Genomic DNA, 20,574 nt, shown 5'->3' with positions numbered 1-20,574 from the left:
TAATAGTGTCTAAACATGTAGACAAGTCATTCAATCATTAATTGTTACGGATATAATCATCCATATCGGTTTTCAAGTTATCAGATTTAGTACCGAAAATGGCTTGCACACCCGAACCTGCAACGACGACGCCCGCGGCACCTAACTGTTTGAGCCCAGCCTGATCGACCTTGGCAATATCCGCCACGCTGACACGCAGTCGAGTGATGCAGGCATCAAGGTTGGTAATGTTCTCTTTACCGCCGAAAGCTTTAACTAGCGAAGCTGACATTTCACTGCCGCCCTGCGCGCTTTGCGTGGTTGTCGTGGTTTCACGGCCAGGAGTTTTAAGGTTCAGCTTAACAATCAGCACGCGGAATATTGTGTAATAAACCACACCGTAAATCACGCCGACAACCGGGAATAACCAGATACGGCTACTGTTACCACTTAGTACCACAAAGTCGATAAGTCCGTGCGAGAAGCTGGTTCCGTCGCGCATACCCAGCAAGATACAAATCGGGAATGCCAGACCGGCCAGAATCATATGAATCACGTAAAGAATCGGGGCTACGAACATAAACGCAAATTCAATAGGCTCGGTGATACCGGTCAGAAACGCGGTCAGAGCAGCGGAAATCATGATGCCGCCCACTTTGGCGCGGTTTTCAGGTTTGGCAGAGTGCCAAATAGCAATCGCCGCTGCAGGCAAGCCATACATTTTGAACAGGAAGCCGCCCGAAAGTTTACCCGCGGTAGCGTCACCGGCCATGTAGCGCGGAATGTCGCCGTGGAATACTTGGCCTGCCGAGTTGATGTATTCGCCAACCTGCATTTGGAAAGGCACGTTCCAAATATGGTGCAGGCCAAACGGCACTAACGCACGTTCAACAAGGCCATAAATACCAAACGCCACGACCGGATTCTGATAAGCCGCCCATTGGGAGAAGGTTTGAATGGCGCTGCCAATCGGCGGCCAGATAAAGGAGAGCAGCACGCCAAGAACAATCGCCGCCAGTCCGGAAATAATCGGCACGAAGCGTTTACCGGCAAAGAAGCCGAGATATTCCGGCAGCTTGATGCGATAAAAGCGGTTAAACATGTAGGCGGCTATGACGCCCGAGATGATACCGCCAAGCACGCCGGTATCGGCCAGATGCTTGCTGGCTATCTCTTCGGCAGGCAAATGCAGGACCAACGGGGCGACCACGGCCATGGTTTTAACCATGATGCCATAGGCGACAACCGCCGCCAGCGCGGAAACGCCGTCATTGTTAGTGAAGCCAAGTGCGACACCGATGGCGAAAATCAGCGGCATATTGGCGAAAACTGATCCTCCCGCTTCGGCCATCACATGAGAGACGACGACGGGAAGCCAACTAAAGTTTGCGGAACCGACACCCAGCAGTATTCCTGCGATAGGTAAGACGGAAACGGGCAGCATTAGCGATTTACCGACCTTTTGAAGGTTTGCAAACGCGTTTTTGAACATAGTGAGAGTGCTCCTGAGTAATGGTTTTGTATCTTTTCCACTCGTAAAACGCGTGGCAGATACCGACTTCTCAGGGTCTTTAGCGATGGCCTGAACCCTGTTGCAACGGGTTTTAGGCCTGTCGCTGGCGGAGCATATATTTGCCCCTTTTAATTTTTACGAAGGGTAAAATAAATCCCTTTTACAATAGTTGATGGTAATCACGTTTTATTAAAAAAGCGTCTAAAAGAAACTGAATTGTTTCTGAAAATCATCAATTCGTACAGATTTTGGCAAACACTGTCATAAAAAAAGCTCGAAGGCACGTTGATGAGTGCGGCTTCGAGCCTTTTATTACGACAACCGAAATAATGCGTTAATTAGCGTTGGTTGTTTCTAAATTTAGGTCTCTGCTTTCCGTTTAGACCAAACGCGCAGCGTCAACATGAAACAGTTTTGAAAAGTTAGCAGTAGTGGCTTCGGCGAGGGTTTCGAGACTCACACCTTTAAGTACGGCCAGATATTCAGCGACGTCACGCACATAGGCGGGCTGATTCTCTTTGCCACGATGAGGCACTGGCGCGAGGTACGGCGAATCGGTCTCAATCAACAGTCGGTCCAGCGGCACGTAGCGCGCCGCTTCACGCAGCTGCTCGGCGTTACGGAAGGTCACAATTCCGGAAAAAGAGATGTAAAAGCCTAAATCCAGCAGCACTTCTGCCGTAGCGCGATCTTCGGTGAAGCAGTGCAGCACGCCGCCGCATTCGCCGGCCTTCTCTTCATGCAGAATATCGAGTGTATCCTGACGCGCATCGCGAGTATGCACGATCACCGGTTTATTCAGTTCACGACCTACGCGAATATGATGACGGAAAGAGTCTTGCTGCAATTTTAACTGGGCCGCTTCTTTCTGATAAAAGTAATCCAGCCCGGTTTCGCCCATCGCGACGACGCGGGGATCGGCTGCCAGAGTACGCAGCTCGTCAAAGTCGTAGCCCTCTTCAATGTTTAGCGGATGCACGCCGCAGGAGAAGGCAACTTCTGGGCGATCGCCAATCATCTCTGCCATTGCGCGGTAGCCTGGCAGCGTAGTAGCGACCGCCAGCATGAATTTCACGTCACGCTCACGGGCTTTTATCAGCACGTTATCGAGGTTGCCGTGCAGCGTCTGGTAATCAAGGCTGTCGAGATGACAGTGGGAATCGACTAAAAACATAGGTTAACTCTTTATCTTTTATGAAAGGCTTTAACAAAGGACAGGGGAAAGGTTAGAGGTCGCTTTCCCATTCCAGCAAATATTCGGTTAATAGCAGCTCGCGATTAACGCCAACCACGCTAAGCAGTTGCTGACGACAGCGCATCCAGCCCTGAAGGTTTTTCTGTAAGGCGGCATTGGTCAGCCCGTCGGCCAACAGCGTAATCAGAGGCTGCTGGTCGAGATTTATCACGAAGTGTTCTGCGCCTTGCTGGGTTTTCAATACGTCGAGCAGCAGCGAACAGAGCCAAAACAGGCGATCGGCCGCGTCGTCGTGATTCAGCTGTGGCAGCAAGGATAGCAAATCGCGCTGCTGCCAGCTGGTAGAAAGTTGCTGACATAGCTGCTCGCGCTGTTTCCAGCGTTCAGGTTGAAGCAAGGCCAGCGCCGCGAGTGGCGTGCCGTCACCGATGCGTAACGCGGTCTGAATAGCGAGCGGATCGGCGGGAAGCTGGCGTGCAATCCACTGACTTGCCAACGCAGCATCGGGCGTGACTAGGTGCCAATAAAAACAGCGGCTGCGCAGGGTCGGCAGTAGTCTTGAAGGCTCATGACAGCCCAGCAAGAAATAGGTGCGCTCGGGTGGTTCTTCAAGCGTTTTCAACAATGCGTTGGCAGCCGCTTCGGTAAGCAGCTCGGCATGAGGCAACCACACGACTTTTGCACCGCCCTGCTGGGAATAATTATAAAGCGTTTCAATAAGCTGGCGAATAGGTTCGACGCCCAGACTGTTTTTGCCTTTTTCAGGCGTTAACACGTGCCAGTCTGGATGGTTACCGGCAATCATCAGATTGCAGCTGTGGCATTTCCCACAGCTTTTTTCCCCTTCTGGATGCTGACATAGCAACCAGCGGCTCAGGCCGTAAATCAGCGCGTCGTCGCCCATGCCTTTTGCGGCATGCATTAACAGCGCGTGATGGCCCCGCCCGCCCTGATACTGCGCGATCAGTTGCCGATATGGGCCGTTTAGCCACGGATACCAATTCATCCGCGCGCGACCTGCTCACGCTGGTGAGCAATCCAGTCAATCAGCGTCTGGCGAATTGACGCGCTAACCTGCTCGAGCGTTTGCGAAGCATCGATAGTTTTGATGCTCTCATCTTCTGCTGCGAGGCTCAGATAGCGCTCGCGAGTCCGTTGGAAAAAGGCCAATGACTCTTGCTCGATGCGATCCAGCTCGCCGCGTGCGCGGGCACGTTGCAGACCGATTTCAGGCGAGATGTCGAGATACAGGGTCAGATCTGGACGAAAATCGCCGAGCACGGTATCGCGCAGCGAGGTCATGAGGCGACTGTCGATGCCGCGTCCGCCGCCTTGATAAGCCTGCGAAGAGAGGTCGTGACGATCGCCCACGACCCACGCGCCACGCGCCAGTGCAGGCTTGATAACGTTTTCGACCAGCTGCACGCGCGCCGCATAGAGCATTAGTACTTCGGCCTTGTCGGTCAGTTGCTCACCTTCAATACCCTGTTTAATCAGGTCACGCAGTTTTTCGGCCAGCGGCGTACCGCCCGGCTCCCGGGTAAACTGAATATCTTCGATGCCCTGCTCGCGCAAAGTATTGACCACCACGTCGCGCGCGGTGGTTTTTCCGGCCCCTTCCAGACCTTCGATAACAATAAAACTACTGTTCATTCTTGTTTTTCATCAGGTCGCGATAGGCGCGCACTGCCTTGTTATGGCTGTCGAGATTGGTCGTAAAGGTGTGTCCACCCTTGCCATCGGCGACAAAATAGAGGAAATCGGTTTTCGCTGGATGTGCGGCCGCGTCAATAGATGCCTCACTCGGCATGGCGATCGGTGACGGCGGCAGGCCATCGATAACATAGGTATTATACGGCGTTGGCGTCTCAAGATCTTTCTTGCCGATCGCCCCTTTGTAGCTATCACCCATGCCATAAATCACGGTTGGGTCAGTTTGCAGACGCATCCCGATACGTAAGCGATTGATAAATACCGACGCCACTTCTTTGCGCTCGTCTTTCAGCGCGGTCTCTTTTTCGATAATTGACGCCATGGTCAGCATGTCAGTCGGCGTTTTATACAGCAAACCTGTTTCGCGATCTTGCCAGATTTGCGCGACGGTTTTTTCCATCCGCGTATGGGCGCGTTTCAGCAATGAGAGATCAGTGGTGCCTGCCGTGTAGGCGTAAGTGTCTGGATAGAGCCAGCCTTCCGCATTTTTTGCGTCTTTCATGTCGAGCGCCGTGGCAATCTCGTCGTCGCTCTTGCCAGTCAGTTCATGCTTGAGATAGCCCGCTTTTTGCAGCACCTGCATCCAGTCTTGCAGACGGAAACCCTCTACAAAGCGCACGGTAAACTGCGCCTCTTTGCCACTTCTTAGCAGCTCGAGCATCTGACGCACGGTCATTCCCGCCGGAAAACGATAGGTGCCGGCTTTAAATTCACTGAGTTCTGGCTCAACGTGCAGTAACAAAGTGAACAGTTTTGGCGAGGCGATCAGTTTTTGTTTGACCAGCATATCTTCCAGCACCACGCGGCCGGTTCCGGCTGGCAGAGTAAAGATTTTCTCGTTAACAACGTTAATTTTACGGTCGGCAAAGCGCTCGACTTTAAAATAGGTCAGGGCCGCTAGCGCCAGCAGCACAACAACAATCAGGCCTAAAATTCTGGTTTTTTTGATTTTCATGACTTTTCACTTAACAACAAAGCGGCTTTTCCCTAAAACAATGCACAAGCTTTTACTGACAATGAGCCTGCAAAAAGGACAATAATTTCGAGCCGTTATAATGCCAGTTTTCTATCTTTCTAACTGGAAGAATTGGCATCAGGGCATTGCAAACGATGATTTCTTCAGCATTTTCCAACGTAGCCAGTTTTTCGGCAACGATTTCGAGCGAAAATTCAGCCGATTGCGAAAGCACCTCGATAATATGCTGACGCATCAGGCCGTTGACACCCGCAAAGGTGAGATCTGGCGTATAAACCTTCGCGCCTTTGCGCCAGAACAGATTGGCCGCGCAGCATTCAACTATCGCGCCAGACGTGTCCGTTACCAGCGCTTCATGGCAGGATGTTTTATCCAGATGGGCGCGTATCATCACCTGTTCAAGACGATTAAGATGCTTGATGCCTGCGAGTAAAGAGCTTCGCGCTAATGTCACGGGACTCAAGCCAAGTTCAATGCCCTGCTCGCGACACGCGTGATAATGTTGCGGATAGTCGCTTAACGACATAATGCGCGTTGGGCCAACCGTACCATGACTGCTGTACCCGCGACCGCCCTGCCCGCGTGACAAAATTACCTTGAGCACGCCTTCGGAGCAGTGAATCGCCGCTTCCTGCATCTCTGCCTTAAGCTGTTGCCAGTCGCATTCGGGCATCAGCAACGCCGCCACCGCCTGCTGCAGGCGATTTAGGTGCGCGTCCAAGCGCTGCACCTGACCCTGTTTAACCCAGGCCGTGGTAAAGCAGCCGTCGCCAAACTGCACGGCGCGGTCGGCAACAGAAATCATGTTTTGCGCGCTACCGTTGATCCAATACATCGTCGTCTCCCTTTTTCGGCTTTCAGACTGGCGTAATCATCGCGTCGTTGCCACGAGATCTTTCTGACTTTCCGCGACGTCTCGCAAACTTTTTATATCGCTGCGTTGTGGCTTGCAAACAGACAGCGCAAGGCGGAGGGTAGTAAAAATGATTAGCGGTAAAATAACTGAAATCAAAAAGATAACGGGTTAACACTAAAAAACAAAAAGGCCCGAAGATCGGGCCTTTGCAAGCATTACCTAGAGACGACTACAGCTTGCGGAATACCAGCGAGCCGTTAGTGCCGCCGAAACCGAAAGAGTTACACAGGGTATATTCCATGCCGCTAACCTGACGCGCTTCGTGTGGTACGAAGTCGAGGTCGCAACCCTCGTCTGGATTATCCAGATTCAAGGTTGGAGGAACAGCCTGATCGCGCAGTGCCAGCAGAGTAAAGATAGACTCTACCGCGCCCGCCGCGCCCAGCAGGTGACCGGTCATGGATTTGGTCGAGCTCACTAGTACACGGCCTGCATCGGCACCGAAAATAGATTTCACGGCCTGAGCTTCGGCAATATCGCCCGCAGGAGTCGAGGTGCCGTGCGCATTGATGTAACCGATTTTCGCCGCAGAAATGCCAGCGTCACGCAGGGCATTTTCCATCGCTAGCGCCGCGCCTGAACCGTTATCCGGTGGCGAAGTCATGTGGAAGGCATCGCTGCTCATACCAAAACCGACGATCTCGGCATAAATTTTGGCACCACGCTTTTTGGCGTGTTCGTACTCTTCGAGCACCATGATACCGGCACCGTCACCGAGCACAAAACCGTCACGGTCTTTGTCCCACGGACGACTTGCAGCCTGTGGATTGTCGTTGCGCGTTGACAGCGCGCGTGCTGCACCGAATCCGCCGACGCCCAGAGGTGTACTGGCTTTTTCGGCACCGCCGGCCAGCATCACGTCTGCATCATCATAGGCGATGATACGCGCCGCGTGTCCGATGTTATGAACGCCAGAGGTACAAGCTGTTGCGATGGAAATACTCGGTCCACGCAGGCCAAACATAATGCTCAGATGACCGGCAATCATGTTGACGATAGTAGAAGGCACAAAGAATGGGCTGATTTTACGCGGGCCGCCGTTAACCAGTAACGTGTGGTTTTCTTCGATAAGACCCAGACCGCCGATGCCAGAACCAATGGCGGCACCAAAGCGCGGGGCATTTTCTTCGGTTACTTCAAGGCCGCTGTCTTTCATGGCCTGAATACCGGCGGCAACGCCGTACTGAATGAAGGGATCCATCTTGCGCGCATCTTTACGCGAGATGTAGTCTTCACAGTTAAAATCTTTTACTAAGCCAGCAAATCGCGTTGCAAAGGCACTAGTATCAAAATGGTCGATAAGGCCAATACCACTCTTACCGGCCAGGAGAGCGTTCCAAGTAGACTCTACTGTATTGCCGACGGGAGAAAGCATGCCAAGTCCAGTCACAACAACTCGACGTTTAGACACGTGTGTCCTCCAGGGAGGGAAAAAAATTACCGAGGAATGAAAAAAACTTAGGCGGTCATATGACCGCCTAACTATCAAAACTTATCAGAAGAAAAGTTTCGATTAACCCTGAGCTTGATTGATGAAATCAATAGCTGCCTGAACAGTAGTGATTTTCTCAGCTTCTTCGTCAGGGATCTCGGTATCAAACTCTTCTTCCAGAGCCATAACCAGCTCAACGGTGTCGAGAGAATCTGCGCCAAGGTCGTCTACGAAAGAGGCAGAGTTAACTACTTCTTCCTGTTTAACACCCAGCTGTTCAACGATGATTTTCTTAACGCGTTCTTCGATAGTGCTCATACTATTAAATTTCCTATCAAAACTCGCTTTCGCGATGGTTTTCGTAGTGTATAAAATGTTGGAAAAGATGCAACTAAATCCCGGCTGGTCAAACCACTATTTTGCTTTATTTGCCTATTTTTAAAGCCAAAAAAGCAAAAGTGGGATGATCATTAGATCATGTACATGCCGCCATTGACATGTAAAGTCTCACCAGTGATGTAGCTGGCCTCATCAGAGGCTAAAAATGCAACAGCGCTGGCAATTTCTTTTGCATCGCCCAACCGGTTGGCTGGAACTGATGACAAAATGCCTGCACGTTGATCATCTGTCAACGCCCTTGTCATGTCCGTCTCAATAAAGCCAGGAGCGACGACGTTGACAGTAATGCCGCGTGAAGCAACTTCACGCGCCAAAGACTTGCTAAAACCGATCAGACCGGCTTTAGCTGCCGCGTAGTTCGCCTGTCCTGCGTTACCCATGGTTCCAACTACAGAACCAATGGTGATGATTCGGCCAAACCGCTTTTTCATCATAGCTCGCATTACCGCTTTTGACAGCTTAAACACAGAAGTCAGATTAGTGTCCAGAATATCCTGCCACTCGTCGTCTTTCATGCGCATAAGAAGGTTATCACGGGTAATACCAGCATTATTAACTAAAATGTCGATTTCACCAAATTCAGCACGAATCGTCGTCAATAGTTGTTCAATTGACGAAGAATCAGTCACATTGAGAGCAATACCTTTGCCGTTTTCGCCTAAATAGGCGCTGATAGCTTCAGCACCCTTTTCGCTGGTCGCGGTGCCAATAACGCGTGCGCCACCGGCAACCAGTTTCTCTGCAATAGCCCGGCCAATACCACGGCTTGCGCCGGTGACCAGAACAATTTTTCCGTCGAAGCTCATTTTCTTCCTCTTCTTATTTTTCAAGCGCCGCAGACAGGCTGGCAGAATCGTTCACTGCCACCGCCGTCAGGGTATCAACAATGCGCTTGGTCAAGCCGGTCAGGACTTTGCCCGGACCCACTTCAACCAGCTGTTCTACGCCTTGCTGAGCCATATATTCGACACTTTCAGTCCAGCGTACCGGATTGTAAAGCTGACGAACAAGGGCGCTGCGAATTTCTTCGGCAGACGTCTCAACCTTCACGTCCACGTTGTTGACAACGGGGTAACGTGGCTGGCTGAAACTGACTTTCTCGAGAGCCACGGCCATTTTATCTGCCGCAGGTTTCATTAATGCACAGTGTGAAGGCACGCTGACAGGCAGCGGCAGTGCGCGTTTGGCACCGGCTTCTTTACAGGCTGCGCCCGCGCGTTCAACCGCTTCTTTATTGCCGGCGATAACCACCTGACCCGGTGAGTTGAAGTTGACCGGAGAGACGACTTGTCCCTCAGCCGCTTCTTCACAGGCTTTAGCGATGGAGGCGTTGTCCAGACCAATAATGGCGTACATGGCGCCAGTGCCTTCAGGCACAGCTTCCTGCATCAGTTTGCCGCGCAGTTCAACCAGGCTTATCGCCTGTTTGAAATCCAGAACACCGGCACAAACCAACGCAGAATATTCACCCAGGCTGTGGCCTGCCATCAGAACCGGCTCGGCGCCCTGTTCTTGCTGCCACACGCGCCAGATAGCGACGGAAGCGGCCAGCAAGGCAGGTTGAGTCTGCCAGGTTTTATTTAACTCTTCGGCAGGACCCTGCTGCACCAGCTGCCATAAATCGTAGCCCAGCACGGAAGAGGCTTCCGCAAAGGTCGATTCAACAATCGGATGTGCAGCGGCGAGGTCAGAAAGCATCCCTAACGCCTGCGAGCCTTGCCCAGGAAAAACAACTGCGATCTTGGTCATTTAACTATCCTGTAATTCGAAAACGCCCTGAAATCCGTAGCGCTCTGTGAGTCAAAAAATCAAAAAAGAGTCCGAAAAATTAGAATCGAACCAATGCCGAGCCCCAGGTGAAACCGCCACCGAAAGCTTCGAGCAGAACAAGTTGTCCGCGTTGAATGCGGCCATCACGCACAGCTTCATCAAACGCAGTCGGTACGGAAGCCGCCGAGGTGTTGCCGTGGCGATCGAGGGTAACCACCACTTTATCCATGCCCATGCCCAATTTCTTGGCCGTGGCACTGATAATGCGCAGGTTAGCCTGATGCGGCACCAGCCAGTCGAGCTGCTCGCGATCCATATTATTGGCTTGAAGCGTTTCTTCAACGATGTGCGCCAGCTCGGTGACCGCAACCTTAAACACTTCGTTACCGGCCATCTTGACGTAAGGTGGCTGTTCAGAGGTTTTCTGGTTTGGATATTCGAGGCTCAACAGGTTGCCGTAGCTACCGTCGGCGTGCATGTGAGTAGAGATGATGCCCTGCTCTTCAGATGCGCCCAGCAGGACTGCGCCCGCGCCGTCACCAAACAGGATAACGGTGCCGCGGTCTTCATCGTCGATTTTGCGCGACAGGACGTCGGAGCCGATAACCAGTGCGTGACGCACGGCACCGCTCTTAACGTATTGATCGGCAACGCTAAGTGCATAGGTAAAACCTGCGCAAGCAGCAGCAAGGTCAAACGACGCGGCGTCCTTTATGCCCAGCAGGTTTTGAATCTGGCAGGCAGAACTTGGAAACGCGTGCGAGGACGAGGTTGTGGCAACAATAATGAGTCCGACGTCTTTTGCTTCGACGCCTGCCATTTCCAACGCCTTTTGAGCGGCGGTCAGGCCCATTGTTGCTACAGTCTCATCCGGCGCGGCAATGCGACGTTCGCGGATACCGGTACGGGTGACAATCCACTCGTCGGTCGTTTCAACCATTTTTTCTAAGTCGGCATTAGTCCGAACTTGTACGGGCAAGTAGCTCCCCGTACCGAGAATCTTTGTATACATGTACAGTCAGTCACTCTTGGGTAAGACAGCCTCAAGGCGCGCGGCGATCCGCTCGGGAACCTGCCGCTGCACCGCCTGAACAGCCTGTTCGATAGCAACAGCAAACGCCCGCTGATTTGCACCGCCATGGCTTTTAATCACGATGCCGCGTAATCCTAACAAACTCGCGCCATTATACTGGTCTGGGTGTAAATGACTGAAACGCTTTGCTAATTTTTTCTGTACTATTTTTTGCAAAGTCGGCCCGAACCATTTCATCCACCAGGATTTCTTGCCATTCTCCCCAGAGGATTTAAGCAATGACAAAAACATCCTGATCACACCTTCCATAGTTTTCAGTGTGACATTTCCGACAAAACCATCACATACCATGACGTCAGTTTTACCGGTTAGGAGGTCATTGCCTTCAAGATAACCGATATAATTGATTACGGGTATTTTTTTTAGAATCGAAGCAGCTTCTCGGATATTGTCCAGTCCCTTCGATTCTTCCTCGCCGATATTCAGCAAGGCTACGCGTGGGTTATCGATACCGACAACCTCTTCTGCCATGACGGAACCCATCACGGCAAACTGCACCAGCATATTGCTGTCGCATTCAACATTTGCCCCTAAATCAAGCACAACGGTCTTGCCGCGCTGCTGATTTGGCAACACGGTCATCAATGCCGGGCGCTCGATGCCTTCCAGCGGCTTGATAACCAGCTTTGCCAATCCCATCAATGCGCCGGTATTTCCAGCGCTGACGCAGGCCTGCGCCTCTCCACTCTTGACGAATTCCAACGCCATGCGCATTGAGCTTCCGCGACTGGCGCGAATGGCTTGCGAGGCTCTGGCATCGTTCGCAATCACTGACTCAGAGGCAATAACTTTTATCCGCTCCAATAAGGAAGGATCGGTTTTGGCCAAATAAGAGGTGATTTCGTCGGGATTGCCGACCAGAAGAAGATTGAGTTCGGGATTAGAGGTCAGTGCCTGCAATGAAGCAGGCACTGTGACGGAAGGACCGAAGTCCCCGCCCATAACGTCTAACGCGAGGGTTAGACGTTTCAAGGTATCGCCTTGCTATTACTTAACAAGTTTAATGTTATCAAGTAAATAGTTAGCAAGTAAGAAATCAGCCGATAACCTTGCGACCGCGGTAGAAACCGTCGGCAGTGATATGGTGACGCAGGTGAGTCTCGCCAGAAGTTTTGTCCACAGACAAAGTGGCGGTGGTCAGCGCATCGTGTGAACGACGCATGCCACGTTTAGAACGGGTTGGTTTATTCTGTTGTACGGCCATGGACCTTACTCCTTAATTACTTTTCTTTAAACTCGCTAATACGGAGAACGGATTCGGTTTCTCGGCCTCTGGAGGCAGTTTACCAAATACCATTTCCGCGTCGGACACTTCACAGTGTTCAGAATCATGTACCGGAACCACAGGCAGTGAAAGAATAATTTCGTCTTCAATCATTGCCAGCAAATCGACTTCGCCAAAGGAGTCAACTTCGATCGGCTCGTAAGCTTCCGGTAATGCTTCAGCCTGCTCATCATTCTTAACAGGACTAAAACAATATGTTGTGTGAACCTGATGCTCGAACGTCTTGCCACATCTCTGGCATTCCAGAGTTACAGTGACTTCAGACTGACCTTTAATAACGGCCAGCTTTTGATTGTCGATATCAAACGACAAAGAGGTTTGAACATCTGAATCCACACTGACCACCGATGCAGCAACTCGCGTCACTTGTTCGGCGTCGTAGACTCCAATGTAGTCTAAACGCTTCTGAGCGGTGCGAACACCATCAACGGTCAGGGGTAATTTTACTTTTTGCATAGGGCGCGCATATTAACTTTGTAACGACGTAGAGTCAAAGAAAAAGGGCATTTTATAGCGCCTTTCACCAATATTCGCTTCCTCAGCGGCGGACAGTTTAAAATGGGTAATTCAATAACGCCATGCTTTGTGAAAAAAATTATGCAAACAATAAGAGAAAAAAGGATCCTTCTGGCTTCCACATCCGCCTATCGCCGCGCCATTCTTGAAAAAACCACCTTAAAATTCAGCTGCGACGCGCCAGACATCGATGAAACGGCGCTTGCCGGTGAATCGGCGATTTCTCTGGTCAAGCGTTTGGCCGAGCAAAAAGCGCGCGCGCTGGCGGCAAAATATCCGGGATATCTGATTATTGGATCTGATCAGGTCTGTGTGATCGACGAAACGATCCTCGGCAAACCTCACACGTTCGAAAATGCCGAGCGTCAATTAACAATGGCGAGCGGTAAAAAAGTCAGCTTTTATACCGGCCTGTGCCTGCTCGACAGCGACAGCGGCAATGCCAAGGTATTATGCGAGCCTTTCGACGTGCATTTTAGAGCGCTTGAGCCGCAGGAGATTGTTGGTTATCTCAATCTGGAGCAGCCCTACGACTGCGCGGGAAGTTTCAAATGCGAAGGATTAGGCATCAGCCTGTTTGAAAAACTTGAAGGACGCGATCCGAATACCTTGATTGGCCTGCCGCTTATCGCCCTGCTCGGCCTGCTGCGCGAGCACGGTATTAATCCGCTCACGGCGCAGGCATAAAAAAAGCGCCCTATTTCCTTTTTCTTCCTTTTGTAGAGGGATGAAAAAGAGAAGGGGCGCGATTTGCCTGGCACATTTAACGAAACCAACTCGCGACTAAAAAGCTTATTTAGCCGTTTTACGCAGTTTGGTTAACGCATTACGCAGTTTCGGCTCCAGCGGGGCTTCGATACGCATGGTTTCGCCGGTGCCCGGATGTTCGAAACGCAGCGCGGCGGCGTGCAGGAACAGGCGATTAATGCCGCTGCCCGCCAGCTGGGCGTCAAATTCGCGGTCGCCATAGCGATCGTCGAAGGCAATCGGGTGGCCGGCATGCAGCGTGTGTACGCGGATCTGGTGGGTGCGTCCGGTAACCGGGCTACATTTTACCAGCGTCGCGAACGCATATTTCTCTTCGATTTTGAAACGCGTTTCTGAAGGCTTGCCTTCGCTGTTCACCCGAACGATACGTTCGCCGCTCTGCAAAATATTTTTCAGCAGCGGCGCCTGCACCACTTTACAGTGCGACTGCCATTCGCCGCGCACCAGCGCCAGGTAATCTTTTTGCATGGTTTTCAAACGCAGCTGCTCGTGGAGCGAACGCAGTGCAGAACGTTTTTTGGCGACCAGCAGCACGCCGGAGGTATCGCGGTCGAGGCGATGAACCAGCTCGAGGAAACGGGCATCGGGGCGCAGCGCGCGCAGGCCTTCAATCACGCCAAAACTTAATCCGCTGCCACCGTGCACGGCGGTTCCGGAAGGTTTGTTCAAAATAAGCAGGTGATCGTCTTCATAAAGAATGCAGTGTTCGAGCGCCGCCACTTTATCGAGCTTGGCCGACACCGGCGCATCTTCACGTTCAGCCACACGCACCGGCGGCACGCGCACTTCATCACCGGCCAGTAATTTATATTCCGGCTTGATTCGCTTCTTATTTACCCGCACTTCGCCTTTTCGCAAAATACGATAAATCATGCTTTTCGGCACGCCTTTCAAAAAGGTGCGCAAAAAGTTATCAATTCGCTGTCCGGCTTCTTCTTCGGTAATGGGGATTAATTGTACAGTTGGATTCTCAGTTTTCATTGGCCATGATTCTAGATGATTCTAAATATTGAAGCGGGGATCGCGCCGCGGAATTTTATGTGCTTAACTCTAATCTTACCAGTAACCGAGGAGGATTACTTAAAAGCGGCAATTTATTCAGCCAATAATGGCGGTGTGAGGCCGTTCAAAGGTGTTAAATAAACTTTACCAACAGTTAAAAGTCACCTTGCTATATCAGTACGAGCAATGGAATAATGAACTCACTTCCGCGTTGATTCTCTTGAACTTAGGGAAAACGCTGGAATGATAGATTTGCTGATAGCACAAAAACGCAGCAATGGCGTAAGACGTAATGTGAAATCAAGCAATTAGCGGGCTGCGGGTTGCAGCTTGGCCGACAAATGGAATGTGATCTGGCTACCTATAATCAGAAGCGATTCCCCAATAAAAGTCCTGCTTTCGTTCAGCTGCAGTTATATATCTTTTAAAGATTAACGCGGCAGAAGCAGGCTTACCGAAAATAATGCGCCCCTATGCAGGCGACAACCGGGAGGTTGACGACTATGCGAGAAGACTCGGGGCCAACGGTTCTTATTTGGCCATAGCGATTATTTTGCCCGCAGTTCTGACAATAATGCAAAAATAACGAGTAAGTTAAAGATGAAAAGAATGTTGATTAACGCAACTCAGCAAGAAGAGTTGCGCGTTGCTCTTGTTGATGGACAGCGACTGTATGATCTGGATATTGAAAGTCCTGGCCACGAGCAGAAAAAAGCCAATATTTACAAAGGTAAAATCACCCGCATAGAACCAAGCCTAGAAGCAGCATTTGTTGATTATGGTGCGGAAAGACATGGTTTTCTCCCTCTCAAAGAAATCGCCCGCGAATACTTTCCCAGCAATTATTCCAATCATGGCCGTCCAAACATCAAAGATGTTCTGCGTGAAGGTCAGGAAGTTATTGTTCAGGTAGATAAAGAAGAACGTGGAAATAAAGGCGCAGCACTGACGACGTTTATCAGTCTGGCCGGCAGCTATTTAGTGTTAATGCCTAACAACCCGCGCGCTGGGGGAATTTCCCGCCGGATTGAAGGTGATGACCGTACCGAATTAAAAGAAGCGCTTTCTTCCCTGCAACTGCCAGATGGCATGGGTCTTATCGTCCGTACCGCCGGTGTTGGCAAGTCTGCCGACGCGCTGCAATGGGACCTGAGCTTCCGTATGAAGCACTGGGATGCCATCAAGAAAGCCGCTGAAGGCCGCCCTGCTCCGTTCCTGATCCACCAGGAAAGCAACGTGATTGTCCGCGCCTTCCGCGACTATCTGCGTCCTGACATCGGCGAAATCCTGATCGACAACCCGAAAGTGCTTGAGCTCGCAAAAGAGCACATCGCGGCGCTGGGTCGTCCGGATTTCAGCAGCAAAATCAAGCCGTACGTCGGCGAAATCCCGCTGTTCAGCCATTATCAAATCGAATCGCAGATCGAATCCGCTTTCCAGCGTGAAGTTCGCCTGCCTTCCGGTGGTTCAATTGTTATCGATACCACCGAAGCCCTGACCGCTATCGACATCAACTCGGCGCGCGCTACCCGCGGCGGCGACATTGAAGAGACCGCGTTTAACACCAACCTTGAAGCGGCCGACGAAATTGCCCGTCAGCTGCGTCTGCGCGACCTTGGCGGCCTGATCGTTATCGATTACATCGATATGACCCCGGTTCGTCACCAGCGCGAAGTTGAAAACCGCCTGCGTGATGCCGTGCGCCAAGACCGTGCGCGCATCCAGATTGGCCGTATTTCACGCTTTGGCCTGCTGGAGATGTCCCGTCAGCGCCTGAGCCCGTCACTGGGTGAATCGACTCACCACGTCTGCCCACGCTGTGGCGGTACCGGCACCGTGCGTGACAACGAATCGCTGTCGCTCTCTATTCTGCGTCTGATTGAAGAAGAAGCGCTGAAAGAGAACACCAAAGAAGTTCACGCTATCGTGCCAGTGCCGATCGCCTCTTACCTGCTGAACGAAAAACGTGAAGCGGTTAACGCCATCGAGAAACGTCAGGGCGGTGTGCGCGCGGTTATCGTGCCTAACGACCAGATGCAGACTCCGCACTATCACGTGCTGCGCGTGCGTAAAGGCGAAGAGTCTTCAACGCTGAGCTACCTGTTGCCACAGGTTCACGAAGCCGAAATGCTGCAACCTTCCGAAGAGTTGCCTGCCGAGCGTAAACGTCCCGAGCAGCCTGCTCTGGCGACTTTCGCCCTGCCAGCCGAAGCACCGCCGGTTTACGAACAACCTGTTGCCGCTGCTCAGCCAGTGCAAACGCGTACTGCCTCTGTGAATGCTGCTCCAGCCGCTGCCGCTCCGGCGAAAACCGGCTTTATGAGCAAACTGCTTGGCGGCCTGAAAAATCTGTTTGCTTCCGAGCCAGCGCCAGAAGCCAAACCGGTTGAAACGGTTAAAGAAGTTCAGCCAGAAACGCCAGCCGAAACGGAAACTCGTCGCAGCAATGAGCGTCGCAACCAGCGTCGTCAAGGCACGCGTCGTGATCGCAATGGCGAACGTGGCGAGCGCACGGATACCCGTAATGGTGAGCGTGGTGAAGGTCGTAGTAGTGATCGTGGCGAACGTACCGATACACGTGGTGAAGGGCGTGGCGAACGTTCTAATGGTAGATCTGATCGTTCCGACCGTTCTAATGGTAGATCTGATCGTTCCGAACGGAACGATGGTCGTACCGACGGTCGTACCGACAGCCGTACCGACAGCACTAATGGTAGATCTGACCGCTCCTCGCGGAGCGATGGTCGTACCGACCGTACCGACCGTACCGACCGTACCGACCGTACCGACGTAGTTGTTGATTCAGTCGCACAAGATATCGACACCACGGGTGCTCGTGAAGAGCAGCAGCAACAGCCTCGTCGCGAACGTGGCGATCGTTCTCGTCGTCGCAACGATGACCGTCGTAAACCTCAGCAGGAAGAAAAACCGGCTGAAGTGGCTATCGTTGAAGAAGCCGTTGCAGCCCCTGTTGCCGCGCCGGTCGAAGATGAAGATCGTATGCCGTCGCAGCGTCGCCAGCGTCGTCCGTTGAATCAGAAGATTCGTTTCGAATCCGAAGTCGTGGACCAGGATGTTGAAGATGCCGCGCAAATGCTGATCACTGGCGTGAAGCCAGCTGAACGTGCGCCAGAGCCGAAAGCCGTTGAAGCACCGACCTACGAACCTGCTCAACACGCCGAAGCCAGCAACGAAGCCGAAGCTGAAGATGCGCAGAGCGACAACCGTGAAAACGGTATGCCGCGTCGTTCACGTCGTTCCCCGCGTCATCTGCGTGTGAGCGGTCAGCGTCGTCGTCGCTATCGTGACGAGCGTTACCCGACTCAGTCGCCAATGCCGCTGGCTGGTGCGTTTGTTTCACCGGAAATGGCGTCAGGCAAAGTGTGGATCTCTTATCCAGTTGCTCAGCCAACCGAGCAGGTTCAGCCTCAAGTTGAACAGACTCAGCCACAGGCAGAACCCGCTGTTGAGGCCGCCGTATTGACCGAGCAAGTTGCTATTGCCCAGGCTAATACGCCAGCTGCGACAGAAGTTAAACCTGTCGTTGAAGCTGCACCGGCGGTTCAGCAGGCTGCGCCAGTCGAAGCGCCTCGCGTTGCGACCAACACCGTGACCTTCCAGGAAGCACAGGAAGTTATCGAGCAGGAAGTGGAAGCCATCAAGGCTGAAAATCCCGTTGCCGCCCAGCCACACGTGGTTGAGCCAACGACGCTCGAAGCGACCAATGCAGAAGTGCCTGCGCCACAGCCTACCGAGCCAACGATTGTTGCACCGGTAGAACCTGTTACCGCAGTTGCCGAGCCGAAAGCTGTTGAAGCTGCTGTAGAACCTGTAGCAGAACCAAAAGCTGTCGAGCCGGTCGTTGAAGCCGAGCATAAAGTTGAAGCAGTGAAAACGCCGGAACCGGCCGTTGAGCTACAGGTTGCGGGTATTCAGGCAACCGAAGCTGAAGCGCCGTCTATCGACATTCCAGCTTCTCCAGCGCCTGTTGCCCCCGTGCAGCAGCCTGTTGCGCCAGTGAATGCCGAGCCGTCTTCGACCGTTCAGCCTCGCTTCAAGCATCACGCTACGGCGCCAATGACCAAAGCACCGGCACCGGCCTACGTTGCCGAAGCGCCACGCTTCAGTGATTGGGTTCGTCCAGCGTATGATTTCGAAGGGAAAGGTTCTGCTGGCGGTCATTCCGCAGCGGCAACTGCAACGGCTCCGGCAACCAAGCCAGAATAACGTCGCATGACCTTTGAAAATAAAAGCGTTTGTAATTAAACGCTTTTATAACTAAAAACCCGCCAATGGCGGGTTTTTTTATGGCTCTTATTTATCGAGGTCTCGGATAGAATGTCTCTGAGAACTAAAATAAATCAGGCAAAGAGCTTCATCTTTTTAATTTCGATTTTTTCCAGCTTGCCTTCAAGCTGACTCACAAAGTGCTGGAAATGCGCGCTTTGCTCATGCTGCTCGACGGCCTCTTGCGAACGCCAGCGCTCATAAAACACAAAGCTGTTTTCGCTGTCGATTTCACGATGCAGATCATACTGTAAGCAGCCCAACTCTTCGCGGCTGGCGGCAACGATTGCCAGCAGCGCTTGAGTCACTTCTGCAACGAATTCAGGCTTTACGGTAAGTGGGGCAACGATTCTGACTTCCATGATTTCACTCCTGTTAGATAGCATTTAATACGCTAGCGAATAAATCTCTCTTCTATTCGACGCGCTGAATTAAGTATCCCTAATAATTGGGCCTAACCCGGCGCGCCAATCGGCACTGTTTTCAATGTTAGCTTAACAAAGTGATGCATCCTTTACATTTTGCGCTTATCCTTGTTCCCCGCCGTTAATGCTCCCATTACCGCACCTGATTCGACCGTCCTGTCTCTCAATGCCGGAGTTTGTAACATGACCGCCACACCGCAAGTTTTGAAAATACGCCGCCCAGACGACTGGCACATTCACCTTCGTGACGACGTCGTGCTAAATAGCGTGCTGCCGTACACCAGCGAAGTTTTTGGCCGTGCCATTGTGATGCCAAACCTGACGCCGCCGGTGACCACTGTCGAAGCCGCTATCGCCTATCGCACCCGTATCGAAGCCGCCATTCCTGCCAGCCACAAATTCAGCCCGTTAATGACCTGCTACCTGACCGATTCACTGGATCCGGACGAGCTGTCACGCGGTTTCGAGCAGGGGGTGTTTACCGCGGCGAAACTCTATCCGGCCAATGCGACCACCAACTCCAGCCACGGCGTAACTGACGTTAAAGGCATCTATCCGGTGTTGGAACGCATGCAGAAAATCGGCATGCCTTTGCTGATTCACGGCGAAGTGACGCATCAGGACGTGGATATTTTTGACCGCGAAGCGCGTTTCATCGATGAAGTGATGGATCCGGTTCGTCGTCAGTTCCCAGAGCTGAAAGTGGTGTTCGAGCACATCACCACCAAAGAAGCCGCGCAGTACGTGCTGGCCGGTAATGATTATCTGGGCGCTACTATTACGCCACAGCACCTGATGTTCAACCGCAACCACATGCTGGTTGGCGGCGTGCGCCCTCACCTGTTCTGCCTGCCGATTCTGAAGCGCAACATCCACCAGCAGGCGCTGCGTGAAGTTATCGCCAGCGGTAACTCGCGCTTCTTCCTCGGTACGGATTCCGCGCCACACGCCAAGCATCTGAAAGAGTCCAGCTGTGGCTGTGCGGGCTGTTTTAATGCGCCGTTGGCCCTGTCGGCCTACGCGACCGTGTTTGAAGAGATGAACGCGCTGCAACACTTCGAAGCGTTCTGTTCCGAGAACGGCCCGAATTTCTATGGCTTGCCATTGAACGAAGGCACCGTCGAGCTGACCCGCACTCAGGTTACCCAGCCTGAAACTTTGCCGTTGGGCGATGATGTCATCGTGCCATTCCTGGCCGGTCAGACGCTGAACTGGAAAGTGACCGCTTTCTAAAATCCCTCTCTTACTTCAACGGGAAGGTCATCGCCTTCCCGTTATTTCTGCGTTGCTCTCTTGCTCTCGTTA

19 protein-coding genes are annotated in these 20,574 nt (G+C 52.3%); 3 read left to right on the top strand and 16 right to left on the bottom strand.

All coding sequences use genetic code 11. From position 1 onward, the window contains the following. Window positions 1-37 precede the first annotated feature (37 nt). The 14 genes from ptsG to yceD all read right to left on the bottom strand — a co-directional run bounded on the left by ptsG (window position 38) and on the right by yceD (window position 12,727). Complete coding sequence (gene ptsG, locus SC206_RS18090; RefSeq protein ID WP_332739387.1) at window positions 38-1,471, bottom strand: PTS glucose transporter subunit IIBC; 1,434 nt, start codon at window positions 1,469-1,471, stop codon at window positions 38-40. 400 nt (window positions 1,472-1,871) lie between these two features. Beyond that, window positions 1,872-2,666: a metal-dependent hydrolase gene (locus SC206_RS18085; RefSeq protein ID WP_332739385.1), complete on the bottom strand. Its 795-nt coding sequence runs from the start codon at window positions 2,664-2,666 to the stop codon at window positions 1,872-1,874. A gap of 52 nt (window positions 2,667-2,718) precedes the next feature. Beyond that, complete coding sequence (gene holB / locus SC206_RS18080; protein WP_332739383.1) at window positions 2,719-3,693, bottom strand: DNA polymerase III subunit delta'; 975 nt, start codon at window positions 3,691-3,693, stop codon at window positions 2,719-2,721. Beyond that, on the bottom strand, window positions 3,690-4,340 hold the full coding sequence (gene tmk, locus SC206_RS18075) for a dTMP kinase (RefSeq protein ID WP_332739381.1): 651 nt from the start codon (window positions 4,338-4,340) through the stop codon (window positions 3,690-3,692). The genes holB and tmk overlap by 4 nt, the downstream gene beginning before the upstream one ends. Further along, window positions 4,330-5,355 (bottom strand): endolytic transglycosylase MltG, encoded by a 1,026-nt coding sequence (mltG, locus tag SC206_RS18070; protein WP_332739379.1) that lies wholly within the window; start codon window positions 5,353-5,355, stop codon window positions 4,330-4,332. The genes tmk and mltG overlap by 11 nt, the downstream gene beginning before the upstream one ends. Before the next feature lie 52 nt (window positions 5,356-5,407). Further along, a complete protein-coding gene (gene pabC / locus SC206_RS18065; RefSeq protein ID WP_332739377.1) occupies window positions 5,408-6,211 on the bottom strand; it encodes an aminodeoxychorismate lyase in 804 nt (267 codons plus the stop codon). A gap of 250 nt (window positions 6,212-6,461) precedes the next feature. After that, entirely contained in the window at window positions 6,462-7,703 is a 1,242-nt protein-coding gene (gene fabF, locus SC206_RS18060; protein ID WP_332739374.1) for a beta-ketoacyl-ACP synthase II, read from the bottom strand. A gap of 102 nt (window positions 7,704-7,805) precedes the next feature. Continuing rightward, entirely contained in the window at window positions 7,806-8,042 is a 237-nt protein-coding gene (acpP, locus tag SC206_RS18055; RefSeq protein ID WP_332739372.1) for an acyl carrier protein, read from the bottom strand. A gap of 152 nt (window positions 8,043-8,194) precedes the next feature. Continuing rightward, on the bottom strand, window positions 8,195-8,929 hold the full coding sequence (gene fabG, locus SC206_RS18050) for a 3-oxoacyl-ACP reductase FabG (protein ID WP_332739370.1): 735 nt from the start codon (window positions 8,927-8,929) through the stop codon (window positions 8,195-8,197). A gap of 13 nt (window positions 8,930-8,942) precedes the next feature. After that, window positions 8,943-9,872, bottom strand: coding sequence for an ACP S-malonyltransferase (fabD, locus tag SC206_RS18045; RefSeq protein ID WP_332739367.1), 930 nt, complete (start codon window positions 9,870-9,872; stop codon window positions 8,943-8,945). A 79-nt stretch (window positions 9,873-9,951) separates the two neighbouring features. Next, window positions 9,952-10,905: a beta-ketoacyl-ACP synthase III gene (locus tag SC206_RS18040; protein ID WP_332739365.1), complete on the bottom strand. Its 954-nt coding sequence runs from the start codon at window positions 10,903-10,905 to the stop codon at window positions 9,952-9,954. A 6-nt stretch (window positions 10,906-10,911) separates the two neighbouring features. Beyond that, the gene (plsX, locus tag SC206_RS18035; protein WP_332739363.1) at window positions 10,912-11,958 is read right to left on the bottom strand and encodes a phosphate acyltransferase PlsX; all 1,047 of its coding nucleotides are present in this window, start codon (window positions 11,956-11,958) and stop codon (window positions 10,912-10,914) included. A 64-nt stretch (window positions 11,959-12,022) separates the two neighbouring features. After that, window positions 12,023-12,190 carry a 50S ribosomal protein L32 gene (gene rpmF, locus SC206_RS18030; RefSeq protein ID WP_002210931.1) on the bottom strand — a complete coding sequence of 56 codons (168 nt, stop codon included), beginning with the start codon at window positions 12,188-12,190 and terminating at the stop codon, window positions 12,023-12,025. 12 nt (window positions 12,191-12,202) lie between these two features. Continuing rightward, window positions 12,203-12,727, bottom strand: coding sequence for a 23S rRNA accumulation protein YceD (gene yceD, locus SC206_RS18025; protein ID WP_332739359.1), 525 nt, complete (start codon window positions 12,725-12,727; stop codon window positions 12,203-12,205). Window positions 12,728-12,868: 141 nt separating this feature from the next. On the opposite strand from yceD, the gene SC206_RS18020 reads away from it, so the two are divergent. Then, entirely contained in the window at window positions 12,869-13,474 is a 606-nt protein-coding gene (locus SC206_RS18020) for a Maf family protein (RefSeq protein WP_332739357.1), read from the top strand. Window positions 13,475-13,579: 105 nt separating this feature from the next. Here the strand turns inward: SC206_RS18020 and rluC are convergent, their stop codons facing one another. Beyond that, entirely contained in the window at window positions 13,580-14,536 is a 957-nt protein-coding gene (gene rluC / locus SC206_RS18015) for a 23S rRNA pseudouridine(955/2504/2580) synthase RluC (RefSeq protein WP_332739355.1), read from the bottom strand. A 621-nt stretch (window positions 14,537-15,157) separates the two neighbouring features. Between rluC and rne the strand changes: the two genes are divergently transcribed. After that, the gene (gene rne, locus SC206_RS18010) at window positions 15,158-18,784 is read left to right on the top strand and encodes a ribonuclease E (protein WP_332739353.1); all 3,627 of its coding nucleotides are present in this window, start codon (window positions 15,158-15,160) and stop codon (window positions 18,782-18,784) included. Between the two features lie 134 nt (window positions 18,785-18,918). Here rne and SC206_RS18005 read toward each other — a convergent pair whose 3' ends face one another. Then, complete coding sequence (locus tag SC206_RS18005; protein ID WP_332739351.1) at window positions 18,919-19,206, bottom strand: putative quinol monooxygenase; 288 nt, start codon at window positions 19,204-19,206, stop codon at window positions 18,919-18,921. A gap of 246 nt (window positions 19,207-19,452) precedes the next feature. Between SC206_RS18005 and pyrC the strand changes: the two genes are divergently transcribed. Next, complete coding sequence (pyrC, locus tag SC206_RS18000; RefSeq protein ID WP_332739349.1) at window positions 19,453-20,502, top strand: dihydroorotase; 1,050 nt, start codon at window positions 19,453-19,455, stop codon at window positions 20,500-20,502. The last annotated feature ends 72 nt before the right edge of the window (window positions 20,503-20,574 follow it).

Origin of the sequence: Rouxiella sp. T17 (genome assembly GCF_036663475.1) — a bacterium.
Taxonomy (GTDB): domain Bacteria; phylum Pseudomonadota; class Gammaproteobacteria; order Enterobacterales; family Enterobacteriaceae; genus Rouxiella.
This window is presented reverse-complemented; position numbering and strand designations above follow the sequence as displayed.

What these genes read in the sequence shown, in the direction of transcription:
- fabD (WP_332739367.1), bottom strand. Translation starts at nt 9,872, where the DNA reads ATGACCAAGATCGCAGTTGTTTTTCCTGGGCAAGGCTCGCAGGCGTTA.
- SC206_RS18020 (WP_332739357.1), top strand. Translation starts at nt 12,869, where the DNA reads ATGCAAACAATAAGAGAAAAAAGGATCCTTCTGGCTTCCACATCCGCC.
- fabG (WP_332739370.1), bottom strand. Translation starts at nt 8,929, where the DNA reads ATGAGCTTCGACGGAAAAATTGTTCTGGTCACCGGCGCAAGCCGTGGT.
- SC206_RS18085 (WP_332739385.1), bottom strand. Translation starts at nt 2,666, where the DNA reads ATGTTTTTAGTCGATTCCCACTGTCATCTCGACAGCCTTGATTACCAG.
- tmk (WP_332739381.1), bottom strand. Translation starts at nt 4,340, where the DNA reads ATGAACAGTAGTTTTATTGTTATCGAAGGTCTGGAAGGGGCCGGAAAA.
- yceD (WP_332739359.1), bottom strand. Translation starts at nt 12,727, where the DNA reads ATGCAAAAAGTAAAATTACCCCTGACCGTTGATGGTGTTCGCACCGCT.
- pabC (WP_332739377.1), bottom strand. Translation starts at nt 6,211, where the DNA reads ATGTATTGGATCAACGGTAGCGCGCAAAACATGATTTCTGTTGCCGAC.
- acpP (WP_332739372.1), bottom strand. Translation starts at nt 8,042, where the DNA reads ATGAGCACTATCGAAGAACGCGTTAAGAAAATCATCGTTGAACAGCTG.
- rne (WP_332739353.1), top strand. Translation starts at nt 15,158, where the DNA reads ATGAAAAGAATGTTGATTAACGCAACTCAGCAAGAAGAGTTGCGCGTT.
- SC206_RS18040 (WP_332739365.1), bottom strand. Translation starts at nt 10,905, where the DNA reads ATGTATACAAAGATTCTCGGTACGGGGAGCTACTTGCCCGTACAAGTT.
- holB (WP_332739383.1), bottom strand. Translation starts at nt 3,693, where the DNA reads ATGAATTGGTATCCGTGGCTAAACGGCCCATATCGGCAACTGATCGCG.
- ptsG (WP_332739387.1), bottom strand. Translation starts at nt 1,471, where the DNA reads ATGTTCAAAAACGCGTTTGCAAACCTTCAAAAGGTCGGTAAATCGCTA.
- pyrC (WP_332739349.1), top strand. Translation starts at nt 19,453, where the DNA reads ATGACCGCCACACCGCAAGTTTTGAAAATACGCCGCCCAGACGACTGG.
- rluC (WP_332739355.1), bottom strand. Translation starts at nt 14,536, where the DNA reads ATGAAAACTGAGAATCCAACTGTACAATTAATCCCCATTACCGAAGAA.
- SC206_RS18005 (WP_332739351.1), bottom strand. Translation starts at nt 19,206, where the DNA reads ATGGAAGTCAGAATCGTTGCCCCACTTACCGTAAAGCCTGAATTCGTT.
- rpmF (WP_002210931.1), bottom strand. Translation starts at nt 12,190, where the DNA reads ATGGCCGTACAACAGAATAAACCAACCCGTTCTAAACGTGGCATGCGT.
- mltG (WP_332739379.1), bottom strand. Translation starts at nt 5,355, where the DNA reads ATGAAAATCAAAAAAACCAGAATTTTAGGCCTGATTGTTGTTGTGCTG.